Here is a 16,558-nt window from a genome sequence, read left to right as displayed (position 1 = left end):
ATATGCTCAGCTCCACCTCGCTTTATGCGGCAATTGATCTCGGTTCGAATAGTTTTCATATGCTGGTTGTGCGCGAGGTGGCGGGAAGCATACAAACGCTGACGCGCATCAAGCGTAAGGTCCGCCTCGCGGCGGGCCTGAGCAGCGACAATCACCTCTCACCTGAAGCCATGGAACGTGGCTGGCAGTGTCTGCGACTCTTTGCCGAGCGTCTGCAGGATATCCCTCATGCCCAAATCACCGTGGTGGCTACAGCCACGCTCCGCCTGGCGGTTAACGCCGTGGATTTTATTGCCAAAGCGCAGGAAATTCTGGGTTGTCCGGTACAGGTTATCAGCGGTGAAGAAGAAGCTCGCCTGATTTATCAGGGCGTTGCACACACCACGGGGGGTGACGATCGCCGCCTGGTGGTGGATATCGGCGGTGCCAGTACCGAGCTTGTGACCGGCACCGGCGCGCAGGCAACGTCGCTCTTCAGCCTGTCGATGGGCTGCGTGACCTGGCTTGAGCGCTATTTTACCGATCGTAATCTGGGTAAAGAAAACTTCGACGAGGCGGAAAACGCCGCGCGCGACGTGTTGCGCCCGGTGATGGACGAGCTGCGCTATCACGGCTGGAAGGTCTGCGTGGGCGCCTCGGGTACCGTGCAGGCTCTGCAGGAAATCATGATGGCGCAGGGAATGGACGAGCGGATCACGCTTGCCAAACTTCAGCAGCTAAAACAGCGCGCTATTCAGTGCGGACGCCTGGAAGAGCTGGAAATTGAAGGCCTGACGCTGGAGCGCGCCCTGGTCTTCCCGAGCGGGCTGGCTATCCTTATCGCCATTTTCACCGAGCTGAATATCCAGTGTATGACCCTGGCCGGCGGCGCGCTGCGCGAGGGTCTGGTCTACGGGATGCTGCATCTGGCGGTCGATCAGGATATCCGCAGCCGTACCCTGCGCAACGTGCAGCGTCGTTTTCTGGTTGATATCGATCAGGCAGGGCGCGTATCGCAGCTGGCGTCACGTTTCGCCGATCGGGTCGCTAACGTCTGGGATCTTGATAATCTGAGCCGGGATCTGCTGCTGAGCGCCTGCGCGCTACACGAAGTGGGGTTAAGCATAGATTTTAAGCAGGCACCGGCGCATGCAGCGTATCTGGTACGGAATCTCGATCTGCCGGGCTATACGCCCGCGCAGAAAAAATTGCTGGCAACGCTGCTGCTGAACCAGACCAATGCCGTCGACCTCTCCTCTCTGCATCAGCAAAACGCCGTACCGCCGCGCGTGGCCGAGCATCTGTGCCGCCTGCTGCGTCTGGCGATTCTGTTTGCCAGCCGTCGCCGCGACGATCTGCTGCCTGCCATTAATCTGGTAGCGAATGACGAGACGCTTTCGCTGACGCTGCCGGAGAACTGGATCGATCGTCACCCGTTAGGGGCAGAGATGATCGAGCAGGAGTGCCAGTGGCAGAGCTATGTGCACTGGGTGCTGGAAGTGAAATAAGATCGTGAAAAATGCCGGGTGGCCTATGCTTACCCGGCCTACAAGCCTTTCGGACTCATCCTTTCTCTTTGGCTTTTGCCAGCATGGCGCGGATATTCGCCACGTTAGCCTGGCCCTTGTGCATCCGCTCTTCCGCGGTAATCACTTTGCGCTCTTGTTCCCAAATCAGGTCATCCTGCGGCAGTTCCAGCAGAAAACGGCTCGGCTCCGGGCGGACCAGCTCACCGTACTGGCGGCGCTCTTTGCACAGCGTGAACGTCAGCTCTTTCTGCGCGCGGGTGATCCCCACGTAGGCCAGGCGGCGCTCCTCGTCGACGTTGTCTTCATCAATGCTGCTCTGGTGCGGCAATAAACCCTCTTCCATGCCGACCAGATACACATACGGGAACTCCAGACCTTTCGACGCATGCAGCGTCATCAGCTGCACCTGATCGGCCTCTTCTTCGCTCTCGCCGCGCTCCATCATGTCGCGCAGGGTGAAGCGGGTGACCACCTGGGTCAGGGTCATCGGCTCGTCGATTTCCGAGCCTTCCAGCATTTCGGTCATCCAGCTAAAGAGCTGGTTAACGTTTTTCATCCGCATCTCAGCCGCTTTCGGGCTGGCGGACGTTTCGTATAGCCAGGATTCGTAATCAATACCGTGGATAAGATCGCGCACCGCCGCCACCGGCTCACGCTCTGCGAGACGCTGCACGTCGCCAAGCCAGTGGGTGAAGCGGGTGAGATTATCGTATCCGCGCCCCGTCAGCGTCTGGCTCAGGCCCATATCAAAGCTGGCGGTAAACAGGCTTTTATTGCGGGTCATCGCCCACTCGCCCAGCTTTTGCAGCGTCGCCGGGCCAATCTCGCGCTTCGGCGTATTCACGATGCGCAGAAACGCGCTGTCGTCATCCGGGTTAGTGAGCACGCGCAGGTAGGCCAGCAGATCTTTAATTTCAGGCCGTGAGAAGAACGACGTACCGCCCGAGATTTTGTACGGAATGCGGTTCTGCATCAGCATCTTTTCAAAGACGCGGGACTGGTGGTTGCCGCGATAAAGGATCGCGTAATCCTTATATTCGGTTTTGTTGACGAAGTGATGGGCGATGAGTTCGCCCGTGACGCGCTCCGCTTCATGTTCTTCATTGTTGGCGCTGAGCACTTTCAGCTCTGTGCCGTAGCCCAGCTCGGAGAAGAGACGCTTCTCAAACACGTGCGGGTTATTGGCAATCAGGATGTTGGCCGCCTTCAGGATACGCCCGGAGGAGCGGTAGTTCTGCTCCAGCTTAATCACCTGCAGCGCCGGGAAGTCTTTGCTCAGCAGCACCAGGTTTTGCGGACGCGCGCCGCGCCAGGAGTAAATTGACTGGTCGTCATCGCCTACCACGGTGAAACGCGCGCGCTGGCCCACCAGCAGCTTTACCAGCTCGTACTGGCTGGTGTTGGTGTCCTGATATTCATCCACCAGCAGGTAGCGAATTTTATTCTGCCAGCGCTCGCGCACTTCTTCATTGCGCTGTAAAAGCAGCGTCGGCAGCAGGATCAGGTCGTCGAAGTCCAGCACGTTGCACGCTTTCATGTGCGCGTCGTACAGGCCATAACAGTGGGCGAAGATGCGATCCCGTTCCCCTTTGGCGATCGCCGCGGCCTGAGCCGGGGTCATCAGATCGTTCTTCCAGTTCGAGATCGTCGAGATCAGCTGCTGAAGCAGCACCTTGTCATCTTCGATCAGCCCCTCGGTGAGCTCTTTGAGCAGCGCCACCTGGTCGGTGTCATCGAAGAGGGAGAAGTTGGACTTCATTCCCAGCGCGGCATACTCGCGCTTAATGATATCCAGCCCAAGCGTGTGGAAGGTGGAGATCATCAGCCCGCGCGCCTCTTTACGGCCCAGCGTCTGACCGACGCGCTCTTTCATCTCGCGCGCCGCTTTGTTGGTAAAGGTGACCGCCGCAATGTGCCGCGCCTGATAGCCGCAGCCGCGGATCAGGTGGGCAATCTTGTTGGTGATCACGCGCGTTTTACCGGATCCCGCGCCCGCCAGCACCAGACAGGGTCCAGTGACAAATTCGACGGCTTGTTGTTGTCCGGGGTTTAGACGCATAAGTGATCGCTCAATGAAAGTCAGGAGGGGAGAATAACAGCGTGATAGTATAGCGAGCCTAATCCATACCACTCAAGGCACGATCATGGCAAAAACAGCAGCAGCACTGCATATTCTTGTTAAAGAAGAGAAACTGGCTCTGGATCTTCTGGAGCAGATCAAAAACGGCGCCGACTTCGGCAAGCTGGCGAAGAAACACTCTATTTGTCCGTCAGGCAAACGCGGCGGTGATTTAGGTGAGTTCCGCCAGGGCCAGATGGTGCCGGCATTCGATAAAGTGGTCTTCTCCTGCCCGGTGCTGGAGCCAACCGGCCCGCTGCACACGCAGTTCGGCTACCACGTGATTAAAGTACTGTATCGCAAATAAAAAAGCCGGGTGGCGGCTGCGCCTTACCCGGCCTACATCTTACGGTTTTGTAGGTCGGGTAAGCGAAGCGCCACCCGACAGACCGATTAACCTGCTACTGCGATACGCTTCATATCGGTCATGTAGCCACGCAGTTTGTGACCCACTTTCTCGATCTGGTGGCTACGAATCGCTTCGTTCACATCGCGCAGCTGCGCGTTATCCACCGCGCCTTCCGCAATCGCTTTGCCCAGATCGCCCGTCTGCAGGGTGGTCATAAATTCTTTCAGCAGCGGCACGCAGGCGTAAGAGAACAGGTAGTTACCGTATTCTGCGGTATCCGAGATAACCACGTTCATTTCGTACAGACGCTTACGGGCGATGGTGTTCGCGATCAGCGGCAGCTCGTGCAGTGATTCGTAGTACGCGGACTCTTCGATGATGCCGGAATCCACCATGGTTTCGAACGCCAGCTCAACGCCTGCTTTCACCATCGCGATCATCAGGACGCCTTTATCGAAGTACTCCTGCTCGCCGATTTTGCCTTCATACTGTGGCGCGGTTTCGAACGCGGTTTTACCGGTCTCTTCACGCCAGGTCAGCAGGTTTTTATCGTCGTTCGCCCAGTCCGCCATCATCCCGGAAGAGAACTCGCCGGAGATGATGTCGTCCATGTGTTTCTGGAACAGCGGTGCCATGATGGTTTTCAGCTGTTCAGACAGCGCGTAAGCACGCAGTTTTGCCGGGTTAGACAGACGGTCCATCATCAGCGTAATACCGCCCTGCTTCAGCGCTTCGGTGATGGTTTCCCAGCCGAACTGAATCAGTTTTTCCGCGTAGGCCGGGTCGGTGCCCTCTTCCACCAGCTTGTCGAAGCACAGCAGGGAGCCCGCCTGCAGCATGCCGCAAAGAATGGTTTGCTCGCCCATCAGGTCGGATTTCACTTCAGCGACGAAGGAAGATTCCAGAACGCCCGCGCGGTGGCCGCCGGTCGCCGCAGCCCATGCTTTGGCAATCGCCATGCCTTCGCCTTTCGGATCGTTTTCAGGGTGAACCGCGATCAGGGTCGGCACGCCGAAGCCACGCTTGTACTCTTCGCGAACTTCGGTACCCGGGCACTTCGGCGCTACCATCACCACGGTGATGTCTTTACGGATCTGCTCGCCCACTTCAACGATGTTGAAGCCGTGGGAGTAACCCAGCGCCGCGCCGTCTTTCATCAGCGGCTGTACGGAACGCACAACGTCTGAGTGCTGCTTGTCCGGGGTCAGGTTAACCACCAGATCCGCCTGCGGGATCAGCTCTTCGTAGGTACCCACTTTGAAGCCGTTTTCGGTCGCTTTGCGCCAGGAAGCACGCTTCTCGGCAATCGCTTCTTTACGCAAGGCGTAGGAGATATCCAGACCGGAGTCACGCATGTTCAGGCCCTGGTTCAGACCCTGTGCGCCACAGCCGACGATGACCACTTTTTTACCCTGAAGGTAGCTCGCGCCATCGGCAAATTCATCGCGCGCCATGAAGCGGCATTTGCCCAGTTGCGCCAGCTGCTGGCGCAAGTTCAGTGTATTAAAGTAGTTAGCCATGGGTGATACCTCGTGATGTTGTGTGTCTTATTGTTCGGTTCGCGTTTCAGCGAGAATGTACCCACATTACAACAGGAAATTTATTGCGGAAATTGATATATTCACAACGTCATGTTGCAATTTTTGCAATGTAAAAAGAGGGAGTGAAATCGGTGGATTTACGCGATCTGAAAATGTTTCTTCACCTGGCGGAAAGCCGTCATTTTGGCCGCAGCGCCCGGGCGATGCACGTTAGCCCCTCCACGCTTTCACGCCAGATCCAGCGCCTTGAGGAAGACCTCGGCCAGCCGCTGTTCGTGCGCGACAACCGCACCGTCACCCTCACGGAAGCGGGCGAAGAACTGCGCATTTTTGCCCAGCAGACGCTGTTGCAGTACCAGCAGCTGCGGCACTCAATTGACCAGCAGGGGCCGTCGCTTTCCGGTGAGCTGCATATTTTCTGCTCCGTGACCGCCGCCTATAGCCATCTGCCGCCCATCCTCGACCGCTTCCGCGCCGCGCATCCGTCGGTTGAAATTAAGCTCACCACCGGCGACGCCGCTGACGCGATGGAAAAAGTGGTGACGGGCGAAGCGGATCTCGCCATTGCCGGGAAACCCGAAACGCTGCCGGGCGCGGTAGCGTTCTCAATGCTGGAGAACCTGGCGGTGGTGCTGATCGCCCCGGCGCTGCCCTGCCCGGTGCGTAACCAGGTGTCGGTGGAAAAACCGGACTGGTCCACGGTGCCGTTTATCATGGCCGATCAGGGGCCGGTGCGCCGTCGTATCGAGCTATGGTTCCGCCGCCAGAAAATCAGCAACCCGTCGATTTACGCCACGGTCAGCGGCCATGAGGCGATGGTGTCGATGGTGGCGCTCGGCTGCGGCGTGGCGCTGCTGCCGGAGGTGGTGCTGGAAAACAGCCCGGAGCCGGTGCGCAATCGCGTAATGATTCTGGATCGCAGCGATGAGAAAACGCCGTTCGAACTTGGCGTGTGCGCACAAAAAAAGCGGCTGCATGAGCCGCTTATTGACGCGTTCTGGACGATATTGCCGAACCACTAACCTGCCAGGAAGAACCTGAAGGCCGGGTTATGGGTTTCGTCGTGACACTCATAGCCCAGCTCGTTCAGCCGCGTTTCGAAATCCGGCTCGTGCTCGCCCAGTTCGAACGCCGCCAGCACGCGGCCGTAGTCGGTACCATGGCTGCGGTAGTGGAACAGGGAGATGTTCCAGTGCGTGCCCAGCGTGTGCAGGAACTTGAGCAGCGCGCCCGGTGACTCCGGGAACTCAAAGCTGAACAGACGTTCCTTAAGCGGCTTAGAGGGACGCCCGCCGACCATGTAGCGCACGTGCAGCTTCGCCATCTCATCGTCAGAGAGATCGACCACGCTGTAGCCACCTTCGTGCAGGAGGTTCAGGATCTCCTTACGCTCTTCCAGCCCGCGGCTCAGACGCACGCCGACAAAAATGCAGGCGTCTTTGGCATCGGCAAAGCGGTAGTTAAACTCCGTCACCGAACGACCGCCCAGCAGCTGGCAAAACTTCAGGAAGCTGCCCTTCTCCTCCGGAATGGTCACCGCCAGCAACGCTTCACGCTGTTCCCCCAGCTCGCAGCGCTCGGACACGTAGCGCAGGCCGTGGAAGTTCACGTTGGCACCGGAAAGCACGTGCGCCAGACGCTCGCCGCGAATGTTGTGCTGGGCGATGTATTTTTTCATTCCCGCCAGGGCCAGCGCGCCGGAGGGTTCCGCCACCGCACGCACGTCTTCGAACAGATCTTTCATCGCCGCGCAGATCGCGTCGCTATCCACCGTGACGATATCGTCGAGATATTCCTGGCAGAGACGGAAGGTTTCATCCCCGATGCGTTTTACCGCCACGCCTTCGGCAAACAGCCCAACGCGCGGCAGATCCACCGGATGTCCGGCATCCAGCGCCGCTTTCAGGCAGGCAGAGTCTTCCGCTTCCACGGCGATGACTTTGATCTGCGGCATCAGCTGTTTGATCAGCACCGCCACGCCCGCCGCCAGCCCGCCGCCGCCCACCGGGACGAAGACGCGGTCGAGATGGGCATCCTGCTGCAGCAGTTCCAGCGCCAGCGTGCCCTGACCGGCAATCACCATCGGGTGATCGAACGGCGGCACCCAGGTGAAGCCCTGCTGCTGCGCCAGCTCGATCGCTTTGGCTTTGGCTTCGTCAAAGTTAGCGCCGTGGAGCAACACTTCGCCGCCGAAACCGCGCACCGCGTCAACTTTGATGTCTGCGGTAGCCACCGGCATCACGATCAGCGCTTTCAGCCCCAGACGCGCCGAGGAGAACGCCACGCCCTGGGCGTGGTTACCCGCCGACGCGGTAATGACGCCGCGCGCTTTTTGTTCCTCGGTCAGTCCGGCCATCATCGCGTAGGCGCCGCGCAGCTTAAAGCTGTGCACCGGCTGGCGGTCTTCGCGCTTCACCAGAATGACGTTATCGAGGCGCGACGAGAGCTTTTCCATTTTCTGCAGCGGCGTGACCTGCGCCGCTTCATAGACCGGCGCGCGCAGCACCGCTCTCAGATATTCCGCCCCCTCGGGGGCGGCGGATAAGGGTTGTGACTCGGCCATCATTAGCCCCCAAGTTTCGATTTATCGCGCACCGCACCTTTATCTGCACTGGTGGCAAGGCTCGCGTAGGCGCGCAGGGCGAAAGAGACTTCACGCTGGCGGTCTTTCGGCGTCCAGGCTTTGTCACCGCGGGCTTCCTGCGCCTCGCGACGGGCCGCAATTTCCTGGTCGCTCAGCTTGAGCTGAATGCCGCGGTTCGGAATATCGATTTCGATCAGGTCGCCATCTTCGATGATGGCGATGTTGCCGCCGCTTGCCGCTTCCGGCGAGACGTGACCGATGGAGAGGCCTGACGTACCGCCGGAGAAACGGCCGTCGGTGATCAGCGCACAGGCTTTGCCGAGCCCCATGGACTTCAGGAAGGTGGTTGGGTAGAGCATCTCCTGCATGCCCGGGCCGCCTTTTGGACCTTCATAGCGAATGACAACCACGTCGCCTTCCACCACTTTGCCACCGAGAATCGCCTCTACCGCGTCGTCCTGGCTTTCGTACACTTTCGCCGGACCGGTGAATTTCAGAATGCTGTCGTCCACGCCAGCGGTTTTCACGATACAGCCGTTTTCCGCAAAGTTACCGTACAGAACGGCCAGACCGCCGTCTTTGCTGTAGGCGTGCTCCAGCGAGCGGATGCAGCCTTCGGCGCGGTCATCGTCCAGCGTGTCCCAGCGACAGTCCTGCGAGAACGCCTGGGTGGTACGAATACCTGCCGGGCCGGCGCGGAACATCTTTTTCACCGCGTCGTCTTTGGTCAGCATGACGTCGTACTGGTCCAGCGACTCCGGCAGCGTCAGGCCGAGCACGTTTTTCACGTCACGGTTCAGCAGCCCGGCGCGATCCAGCTCGCCGAGAATACCGATGACACCACCGGCACGATGCACGTCTTCCATGTGATACTTCTGGGTACTTGGCGCGACTTTACACAGCTGCGGCACCTTGCGGGACAGCCTGTCGATGTCGCTCATGGTGAAATCGATTTCGGCTTCCTGCGCGGCGGCCAGCAGGTGCAGAACGGTGTTGGTCGAACCGCCCATGGCGATATCCAGCGTCATGGCGTTTTCGAACGCCGCTTTGCTGGCGATGCTGCGCGGCAGCGCGCTGGCGTCGTCCTGCTCGTAGTAGCGCTTGGTCAGCTCAACGATGCGCTTGCCGGCGTTGAGGAACAGCTGCTTGCGGTCGGCGTGGGTCGCCAGCAGGGAACCGTTGCCCGGCTGCGACAGGCCCAGCGCTTCGGTCAGGCAGTTCATGGAGTTCGCCGTGAACATCCCGGAACAGGAGCCGCAGGTCGGACACGCGGAGCGTTCCACCTGGTCACTCTGCTCGTCAGAGACTTTCGGATCCGCGCCCTGGATCATCGCATCGACCAGGTCGAGCTTGATGATTTTGTCGGAGAGCTTGGTTTTCCCCGCTTCCATCGGACCACCGGAGACGAAGATCACCGGAATATTCAGGCGCAGGGAGGCCATCAGCATCCCCGGGGTGATTTTATCGCAGTTGGAGATACAGACCATCGCATCGGCGCAGTGGGCGTTGACCATGTACTCCACCGAGTCGGCGATCAGCTCGCGCGACGGCAGTGAATAGAGCATGCCCCCGTGGCCCATTGCGATACCGTCATCCACCGCAATGGTGTTGAACTCTTTCGCCACGCCGCCGGAGGCTTCGATTTGCTCGGCAACCAGCTTGCCGAGATCGCGCAGGTGTACGTGGCCCGGTACGAACTGGGTGAAGGAGTTCACCACGGCGATAATCGGTTTGCCGAAATCGGCGTCGGTCATCCCGGTGGCGCGCCACAGTGCGCGGGCACCCGCCATGTTACGGCCGTGAGTGGTGGTGGCTGAACGATACTTAGGCATGCTTTATTGACTCCCGTCTGACTATGTAATGGGACGGTGCGTGCCGTCCCAAATTTATATTTAGTGATTAACCTGATCCAACCAGCCGTATTTATCTTCTGTTTCGCCGGTGAAGAGGCCAAAGAACGCTTGCTGAATGCGTTTAGTGACCGGGCCACAGCGGCCTTCACCCACCTGGATGCCGTCTACGCTGCGCACCGGCGTGATTTCAGCCGCGGTACCGGACATGAAGACTTCATCGGCCAGATACAGGGATTCGCGGGACAGCACCTGCTCGCGCACTTCGATACCCAGATCTTTCGCCAGCTTGATGATGGCGTCACGGGTGATACCCGGCAGCGCGGACGAGGTGAATGGCGGCGTGAACAGGATGCCGTCTTTCACTTCAAACAGGTTTTCACCCGCACCTTCAGAGATGTAGCCATTCACGTCCAGGGCGATACCTTCCTGATAGCCGTGACGGCGCGCTTCGCTACCGACCAGCAGAGAGGAAAGATAGTTACCGCCCGCTTTCGCAGCGGTCGGGATGGTGTTTGGCGCCACGCGGTTCCAGGAAGAGACCATTGCGTCGATCCCCTGCTCCAGGGCTTCTGCACCCAGGTAGGCACCCCATGGGAACGCGGCAATGATCACATCGGTGTTGTAACCGGCTGGCGGGTTCACGCCCATACCGACATCACCCACGAACACCAGCGGACGAATGTAGGCGCTGGTCAGGTTGTTCTTGCGGATCACGTCGCGACAGGCTTCCATCAGCTCGTCGACGCTCTGGGAAACCGGGAAACGATAAATTTTGGCTGAGTCATGCAGACGCTGCATGTGTTCGCGATGGCGGAACACCACTGGCCCTTTGTGAGAATCGTAGCAGCGGATGCCTTCAAAGACGGAGGTACCGTAGTGCAGCGCGTGGGACATCACATGGACCTTCGCGTCCTCCCAGCGAACCATCTCACCGTTGAACCAAATGTAATCAGCTTTTTTTGTCGTCATTTTTTTGTCCTGTCACGCTTAAGCGCGGATTTGTTGTGATGTGGTTGTGCTCTGGCAGATGGCAACATGGGCAACGTCTACCAGCTTTGATAACTGACTAAACAGTAAGTCGACCGGCCGCGGGCTGGCAACGGTTAATTCGATACTGATGTTCTGCGCGTCGGTGGCCGTCTCCATATTCATAGAGCAAATCTGAAAACCACGATGACGCACCACGCGCAAAACGCGTTCTAAGGTTTCCGGGTTGAAGCGAGCCTGTACGGCGACCTGATGCTGCATCATGATAATTTCTCCATCATTTGTGAGTTACTGGCACCTGGCGGTACCAGCGGCCAGACGTTCTCGAGTTCATCGATTGAGACATGAAGCAGGTAAGGCCCATCGCTGTTCAGCATGGTGTCGAGCGCCGCTTCAACCTGATCTTTACGGGTGATGTGCTGGCCAGGAATGCCAAAGGCGCTGGCCAGCATGAGGAAATCGGGGTTATCGGTGAGCGTCGTTTCGCTGTAACGCTCCTGGAAGAACAGCTGTTGCCACTGGCGGACCATCCCTAAGCGCTGGTTGTCGAGCAAGACGATTTTCAGCGGCAACTGCTTGCGCTTAACGGTGCCGAGCTCCTGGACGTTCATCATGAAGGAGCCGTCACCGGAGATACAGATAACGGTATCGTTCGGGCGGGCAACCTGCGCGCCAACGGCTGCCGGCAGACCAAAGCCCATCGTCCCTAACCCGCTGGAGGTGATGAAGTTTTCCGGGCGGGTGTAGGTCATGTGCTGTGCGGACCACATCTGGTGCTGACCGACGTCGGTAGTGACGACGCTATCTGCCGGTTTACGCTCGGACAGCTGCTTCAACAGCAGCGGCGCGTAAATAGCATCCCCAGGATGATCGTAGCGCCAGGCGTGCTCGGTGCGCATCTCTGCGGTGTGCTGACGCCATGCGTTGATATCCAGCGGCTGCTGCAATGCCGGCAACAGCGCGTTGAGATCGCCCTGCAGCGCAACGTACGCCTGACGCAGCTTGTTCATCTCCGCCGGGTCGATATCCATATGAATGACTTTGGCGTTCGGCGCAAAGGTATTCAGCTTGCCGGTGACGCGGTCGTCAAAACGGGCGCCGACGGCGATGAGCAGATCGCATGCCTGCACCGCCAGGTTTGCCGCTTTGGTGCCGTGCATCCCCAGCATGCCCAGATAGTAGGGATAATCCGCCTCGATAGCGCCGAGACCTTTCAGCGTGCAGGTGGCGGGCATTTGCGTTACCGCGATAAATTCGCGCAGGGCGGGAACGGCCTGCGCCATGCCTACGCCACCGCCGACGTACAGCATCGGCTGTTTCGCCTGCGCCAGCATCTGACGGGCCTCTTCAACCTCTGCGTGCGGGAACGCATTGTCGTTTTCAACGGTAGAGAAGTACGGTTCCAGATCGCCAACTGCCACCTGGATATCTTTCGGGATATCGACCAGAACCGGCCCCGGACGACCTGAGCTTGCCACGTCGAACGCTTCTGCCATCACGCGCGGCAGCTCTTCCAGAGACTGGACGAGGAAGCTGTGTTTGGTACAGGCCAGCGATAAACCGAGGACGTCCACTTCCTGGAAGGCATCGGTACCGATGAATGGAGAGGCCACCTGCCCGGTGATGGCGACAACGGGAACAGAGTCCAGCAGCGCATCAGCCAGGCCGGTAATCAGGTTGGTTGCGCCCGGGCCTGACGTCGCCATACACACGCCGGTTTTACCGGTCGCTCGGGCATAGCCAATGGCCGCCATCGCTGCACCCTGCTCGTGTCGGCACAAGAGATGTTCCACGCCGCCGTCATACAGTGCATCGTAAATCGGCATAATTGCGCCACCCGGATAACCGAATACGGTTTCGACTCCCTGCGCGCGCAACGCATGTACTACCCACTGTGCCCCATTCATAGTTAGTTCCCCGTCATAAATCGGGAGAAACAGAATTTTGTGCTAGTCGTCATTCTCTGCTCCTCATATACGTTTTTTAGTCATAAAAAAACCCCCGGACCTTTCGGTGCGGGGGTCTTAGTTCGTTAAGGCTTGATTTCTAAGCCTTTCCTCGTCCAAGTGCAGCCCCGCACGGTGGGATAATAATCACCACCACGCTAATCACGACCAGGCTAATCACTCGTAGAAGGGCTGTCATTTTCAGTTCTTTTTGCATCTTGTTCGAAGGAATACCTAAAGAGGTATCACAGTTTTTAAATTAAACACAAGATTTATTTATGACGGATTTGATTAGGCAGCGAATCATTTTTCTTAAAACCGTTGTTTTATATACAGAAAATAGATAATGAATATTTTTCATTTTTTTACTGCGGTTCTAACCGTCAAAACGGCGCTTTTTACATTCTGCGAGGAGGCTTCCACGGTTATGTAATGGTTTCAATGCGCCCCTAAAATCTCTGAACAGGCAGCGTAAATTCATAAAATGACGCTAAACAGACAAAAATGACGCTGGCATAGTCACACCAGGAGGTAGTGAAAATGTCACTGTCAGTTGTTTATACGCGTGCGGCGCTCGGGGTGAAGGCACCGCTGATTTCCGTCGAGGTTCACTTGAGTAATGGCCTACCTGGACTCACGCTCGTCGGGTTGCCAGAAACGACGGTAAAAGAGGCCAGGGATCGCGTTCGCAGCGCAATAATAAATAGCGGTTATACCTTCCCCGCGAAGAAGATCACTATCAACCTTGCCCCCGCCGATCTGCCTAAAGAGGGGGGACGATACGATTTACCTATCGCAATTGCCCTTCTCGCGGCTTCTGAGCAGCTTAATACGACACGGCTAGGCTCGTATGAGTTCGTTGGCGAACTCGCGCTTACAGGCGCGTTAAGAGGCGTTCCCGGTGCGATCTCGGGCGCGCTGGAAGCCATACGAGCAGGGCGGCAAATCATTGTGGCCAATGAAAACGCATCAGAAGTGAGTCTTATTGCCGAGAAGGGGTGTCTCATCGCGGGGCATTTACAGGAAGTGTGTGCCTGGCTGGAAGGGCGACATGAACTGTCCGAGCCGGAGGAGTGTGATGATGTTATCGCGGATGCTTCAGAGGATCTCCGTGAGATTATGGGGCAGGAGCAAGGGAAACGGGCGCTGGAGATTACGGCTGCAGGTGGACACAATCTTCTGCTAATTGGCCCACCGGGTACGGGTAAAACCATGCTGGCAAGCAGATTGAGCGGGTTGCTTCCACCGCTCAATAACCGTGAAGCGCTGGAAAGCGCCGCCATATACAGCCTGATCGGTTCTACGTCGTTGCAAAAACAGTGGCGACGGCGTCCTTTTCGTTCCCCACATCACAGCGCTTCACTGACGGCAATGGTCGGCGGTGGGTCTATCCCCGGGCCGGGTGAGATCTCGCTGGCACACCATGGCATTCTGTTTCTTGATGAGCTGCCTGAGTTTGAGCGCCGCGTGCTGGATGCACTGAGGGAGCCGATTGAATCCGGTGAGATACATATCTCACGCACGCGCGCCAAAATAAGCTATCCCGCGCAGTTTCAGCTGGTCGCGGCGATGAATCCCAGCCCGACGGGTCACTACCAGGGCAACCATAACCGCTGTACGCCAGAGCAGACGCTGCGCTATCTTGGGAAGCTATCCGGACCGTTCCTCGACCGTTTTGATTTATCCCTGGAAATCCCCCTTCCCCCGCCGGGTCTCCTCAGGCAAACGGGCATGACGGGCGAAAGCTCGGCGGAGGTGCGCGAGCGGGTGATTGCTGCCCAGTCGCGACAATACGCTCGTCAGAACAAGCTGAATGCGCGGCTGGATAATGCCGGGATCCGACAGTTTTGCTTTCTTACCGCAGAGGATGCAGGATGGCTGGAAGAGACGTTGACGCGGTTCGGACTGTCCATACGTGCGTGGCAGCGTTTGCTGAAAGTGGCCAGAACCATTGCTGACGTAGAGGGATGCACTGACATTCAGAGAAAACATTTGCAGGAGGCGCTGAGCTATCGCGCCATCGATCGTTTGCTGCTGCATTTGCAGAAACTACTGGCATAAAAAAAGGGGCCGTAGCCCCTTCTCTTCATTTTAGTCATCAGACTCGGTGTAGTCTTCTGCACCTTCCATCTGCGGCTTGCCGCCAGACAGCGTATGGAAGCGCTTTGGACGCTTAATGCGCGCCATGTACTTGATCCATACACGTTCCGCTTCAGACTCCGGCTCACGCTCACCACGGCAAACAGAAACAAACTGTTTTTCGTCTTCGGTAGCAGGTTCACGCTTACCCAGATCCAGCTCGTTAAAGGCATAACCATGGCGCTCAAGCAGTTGAGCTTCTTTGATGGTGAAATCGCCGTGACGAGAGAACCCGCGCGGATAATGTTTATTGTCGAAAAAACGATTAGTCGTCGTAAAGCTTTCCGCCATCCTACACGCTCCTAATTCTTTGGCCGAGCTATTTATGGCGCGGAGTATTAGTTACGCTTGACAGAGTGTAAAACAAAACATTTAAATCATAACGACAAATAATTTTGCGGAGAAAGATGTGGATACGGAATTGCTTAAAACTTTCCTTGAAGTGAGCAGAACGCGCCACTTTGGGCGAGCAGCTGAAGCCCTTTACCTGACGCAGTCAGCAGTCAGTTTTCGTATTCGACAGCTGGAAAATCAACTCGGTGTGAATCTTTTTACCCGCCATCGCAACAATATTCGCTTAACGCCGGCGGGTGAGAAACTGCTGCCGTACGCAGAAACGCTCATGAATACCTGGCAGGCAGCACGTAAAGAGGTTGCTCATACGTCGAGACACAATGAGTTTTCGATAGGAGCCAGCGCTTCTCTGTGGGAATGCATGCTAAGTCAGTGGCTTACCCGGCTGTATCATTCTCATGGGCATCTGCAATTCGAAGCGAGAATTGCACAGCGGCAGTCGCTGGTTAAGCAACTTCATGAGCGCCAGCTTGATCTTCTGATCACAACTGAAGCCCCCAAGATGGACGAATTTAGCAGCCAGATTGTGGGTCAGTTTGGCCTGGCGCTTTATGCTTCTGAACCGTCGATGATGAAGGCAGACCTGACCTATTTGCGCCTGGAATGGGGGCCGGATTTTCAGCAACACGAGACGGGATTGATTGCGCCAGATGATGTTCCGCAGTTAACGACCAGCTCTGCAGAGATCGCCTGTCAGCAGCTGCCCTTACTGAAAGGTTGTACCTGGTTACCTGTTCGCTGGGCAGACACGAAAGCGGGGCTGCACACCGTGATGGACTCCACCACGCTCACCAGGCCGCTGTATGCGATTTGGCTGCAAAACAGTGATAAGCAATCGCAGATAAAAGATCTTCTAAAAATCAATGTAATGGATTGATATAACGGCCAGCAAGGATGCTGGCTGAAATTAAGAAGAACGTTTTCTGCCGTATTTCAGGCAAAAAAAATCCTTTGCCGAAGCAAAGGATTATATATGGCAGGGGCGGAGAGACTCGAACTCGCGACACCCGGTTTTGGAGACCGGTGCTCTACCAACTGAGCTACGCCCCTAAAGTTTTTTGCCATTAAGCCTGCCAGTTAGGCAGGCTTAATGTCTTAATAAGTGGCGGAACGGACGGGACTCGAACCCGCGACCCCCTGCGTGACAGGCAGGTATTCTAACCGACTGAACTACCGCT

The 16,558-nt window shown here is 57.2% G+C and carries 15 protein-coding genes and 1 tRNA gene; 5 read left to right on the top strand and 11 right to left on the bottom strand.

Features of this window, described 5'->3' with window-relative positions; all coding sequences use genetic code 11:
• The first annotated feature begins 2 nt into the window (after positions 1-2).
• Positions 3-1,487 (top strand): guanosine-5'-triphosphate,3'-diphosphate diphosphatase, encoded by a 1,485-nt coding sequence (gene gppA, locus L6R44_RS20200; RefSeq protein ID WP_032644816.1) that lies wholly within the window; start codon positions 3-5, stop codon positions 1,485-1,487.
• Between the two features lie 55 nt (positions 1,488-1,542).
• Here the strand turns inward: gppA and rep are convergent, their stop codons facing one another.
• Positions 1,543-3,567 carry a DNA helicase Rep gene (gene rep, locus L6R44_RS20195; protein WP_237425227.1) on the bottom strand — a complete coding sequence of 675 codons (2,025 nt, stop codon included), beginning with the start codon at positions 3,565-3,567 and terminating at the stop codon, positions 1,543-1,545.
• Between the two features lie 85 nt (positions 3,568-3,652).
• Here rep and ppiC point away from each other — a divergent pair, with 85 nt between their 5' ends.
• Positions 3,653-3,934 (top strand): peptidylprolyl isomerase PpiC, encoded by a 282-nt coding sequence (gene ppiC / locus L6R44_RS20190; protein ID WP_008501570.1) that lies wholly within the window; start codon positions 3,653-3,655, stop codon positions 3,932-3,934.
• An 86-nt stretch (positions 3,935-4,020) separates the two neighbouring features.
• On the opposite strand, the gene ilvC is transcribed toward ppiC, so the two are convergent.
• Complete coding sequence (ilvC, locus tag L6R44_RS20185) at positions 4,021-5,496, bottom strand: ketol-acid reductoisomerase (protein WP_023333828.1); 1,476 nt, start codon at positions 5,494-5,496, stop codon at positions 4,021-4,023.
• A gap of 152 nt (positions 5,497-5,648) precedes the next feature.
• On the opposite strand from ilvC, the gene ilvY reads away from it, so the two are divergent.
• Complete coding sequence (ilvY, locus tag L6R44_RS20180; protein WP_237425226.1) at positions 5,649-6,539, top strand: HTH-type transcriptional activator IlvY; 891 nt, start codon at positions 5,649-5,651, stop codon at positions 6,537-6,539.
• Here ilvY and ilvA read toward each other — a convergent pair.
• From ilvA to ilvL, 7 genes are all read right to left on the bottom strand, one after another.
• Positions 6,536-8,080, bottom strand: coding sequence for a threonine ammonia-lyase, biosynthetic (gene ilvA, locus L6R44_RS20175; protein WP_237425257.1), 1,545 nt, complete (start codon positions 8,078-8,080; stop codon positions 6,536-6,538). The genes ilvY and ilvA overlap by 4 nt on opposite strands.
• Positions 8,081-8,082: 2 nt before the next feature.
• Positions 8,083-9,933: a dihydroxy-acid dehydratase gene (gene ilvD / locus L6R44_RS20170; RefSeq protein WP_237425225.1), complete on the bottom strand. Its 1,851-nt coding sequence runs from the start codon at positions 9,931-9,933 to the stop codon at positions 8,083-8,085.
• Positions 9,934-9,993: 60 nt separating this feature from the next.
• Positions 9,994-10,923, bottom strand: a complete 930-nt coding sequence (gene ilvE, locus L6R44_RS20165; RefSeq protein ID WP_023326297.1) for a branched-chain-amino-acid transaminase — start codon at positions 10,921-10,923, stop codon at positions 9,994-9,996.
• Positions 10,924-10,941: 18 nt separating this feature from the next.
• Positions 10,942-11,205, bottom strand: a complete 264-nt coding sequence (gene ilvM / locus L6R44_RS20160) for an acetolactate synthase 2 small subunit (RefSeq protein ID WP_003860184.1) — start codon at positions 11,203-11,205, stop codon at positions 10,942-10,944.
• Positions 11,202-12,848 (bottom strand): acetolactate synthase 2 catalytic subunit, encoded by a 1,647-nt coding sequence (gene ilvG / locus L6R44_RS20155; protein WP_237425224.1) that lies wholly within the window; start codon positions 12,846-12,848, stop codon positions 11,202-11,204. The genes ilvM and ilvG overlap by 4 nt, the downstream gene beginning before the upstream one ends.
• A gap of 2 nt (positions 12,849-12,850) precedes the next feature.
• Positions 12,851-12,901, bottom strand: coding sequence for a peptide IlvX (ilvX, locus tag L6R44_RS20150; protein ID WP_166792073.1), 51 nt, complete (start codon positions 12,899-12,901; stop codon positions 12,851-12,853).
• Between the two features lie 86 nt (positions 12,902-12,987).
• Positions 12,988-13,086, bottom strand: a complete 99-nt coding sequence (gene ilvL / locus L6R44_RS20145) for an ilv operon leader peptide (protein WP_001311244.1) — start codon at positions 13,084-13,086, stop codon at positions 12,988-12,990.
• Between the two features lie 341 nt (positions 13,087-13,427).
• Here ilvL and L6R44_RS20140 point away from each other — a divergent pair, with 341 nt between their 5' ends.
• Positions 13,428-14,948 carry a YifB family Mg chelatase-like AAA ATPase gene (locus L6R44_RS20140; RefSeq protein ID WP_237425223.1) on the top strand — a complete coding sequence of 507 codons (1,521 nt, stop codon included), beginning with the start codon at positions 13,428-13,430 and terminating at the stop codon, positions 14,946-14,948.
• A 30-nt stretch (positions 14,949-14,978) separates the two neighbouring features.
• Here L6R44_RS20140 and L6R44_RS20135 read toward each other — a convergent pair whose 3' ends face one another.
• Positions 14,979-15,317 carry a DUF413 domain-containing protein gene (locus L6R44_RS20135; RefSeq protein ID WP_023309658.1) on the bottom strand — a complete coding sequence of 113 codons (339 nt, stop codon included), beginning with the start codon at positions 15,315-15,317 and terminating at the stop codon, positions 14,979-14,981.
• Between the two features lie 118 nt (positions 15,318-15,435).
• On the opposite strand from L6R44_RS20135, the gene hdfR reads away from it, so the two are divergent.
• Complete coding sequence (hdfR, locus tag L6R44_RS20130; RefSeq protein WP_023309659.1) at positions 15,436-16,257, top strand: HTH-type transcriptional regulator HdfR; 822 nt, start codon at positions 15,436-15,438, stop codon at positions 16,255-16,257.
• A 97-nt stretch (positions 16,258-16,354) separates the two neighbouring features.
• Here the strand turns inward: hdfR and L6R44_RS20125 are convergent.
• Positions 16,355-16,430: transfer RNA gene (locus tag L6R44_RS20125), tRNA-Trp, on the bottom strand.
• Positions 16,431-16,558: the final 128 nt, after the last annotated feature.

Source organism: Enterobacter cloacae complex sp. ECC445 (assembly GCF_021892025.1).
Taxonomy (GTDB): Bacteria; Pseudomonadota; Gammaproteobacteria; order Enterobacterales; family Enterobacteriaceae; genus Enterobacter; species Enterobacter chengduensis.
The sequence above is the reverse complement of the archived record's forward strand: the minus strand, read 5'-3'. Positions and strand labels throughout refer to the sequence as shown.

Bases quoted from the DNA above. Each gene is read 5' to 3' on its own strand.
- gppA (WP_032644816.1), top strand. From the start codon at position 3: ATGCTCAGCTCCACCTCGCTTTATGCGGCAATTGATCTCGGTTCGAAT.
- rep (WP_237425227.1), bottom strand. From the start codon at position 3,567: ATGCGTCTAAACCCCGGACAACAACAAGCCGTCGAATTTGTCACTGGA.
- ppiC (WP_008501570.1), top strand. From the start codon at position 3,653: ATGGCAAAAACAGCAGCAGCACTGCATATTCTTGTTAAAGAAGAGAAA.
- ilvC (WP_023333828.1), bottom strand. From the start codon at position 5,496: ATGGCTAACTACTTTAATACACTGAACTTGCGCCAGCAGCTGGCGCAA.
- ilvA (WP_237425257.1), bottom strand. From the start codon at position 8,080: ATGGCCGAGTCACAACCCTTATCCGCCGCCCCCGAGGGGGCGGAATAT.
- ilvD (WP_237425225.1), bottom strand. From the start codon at position 9,933: ATGCCTAAGTATCGTTCAGCCACCACCACTCACGGCCGTAACATGGCG.
- ilvE (WP_023326297.1), bottom strand. From the start codon at position 10,923: ATGACGACAAAAAAAGCTGATTACATTTGGTTCAACGGTGAGATGGTT.
- ilvM (WP_003860184.1), bottom strand. From the start codon at position 11,205: ATGATGCAGCATCAGGTCGCCGTACAGGCTCGCTTCAACCCGGAAACC.
- ilvG (WP_237425224.1), bottom strand. From the start codon at position 12,848: ATGAATGGGGCACAGTGGGTAGTACATGCGTTGCGCGCGCAGGGAGTC.
- ilvL (WP_001311244.1), bottom strand. From the start codon at position 13,086: ATGACAGCCCTTCTACGAGTGATTAGCCTGGTCGTGATTAGCGTGGTG.
- L6R44_RS20140 (WP_237425223.1), top strand. From the start codon at position 13,428: ATGTCACTGTCAGTTGTTTATACGCGTGCGGCGCTCGGGGTGAAGGCA.
- L6R44_RS20135 (WP_023309658.1), bottom strand. From the start codon at position 15,317: ATGGCGGAAAGCTTTACGACGACTAATCGTTTTTTCGACAATAAACAT.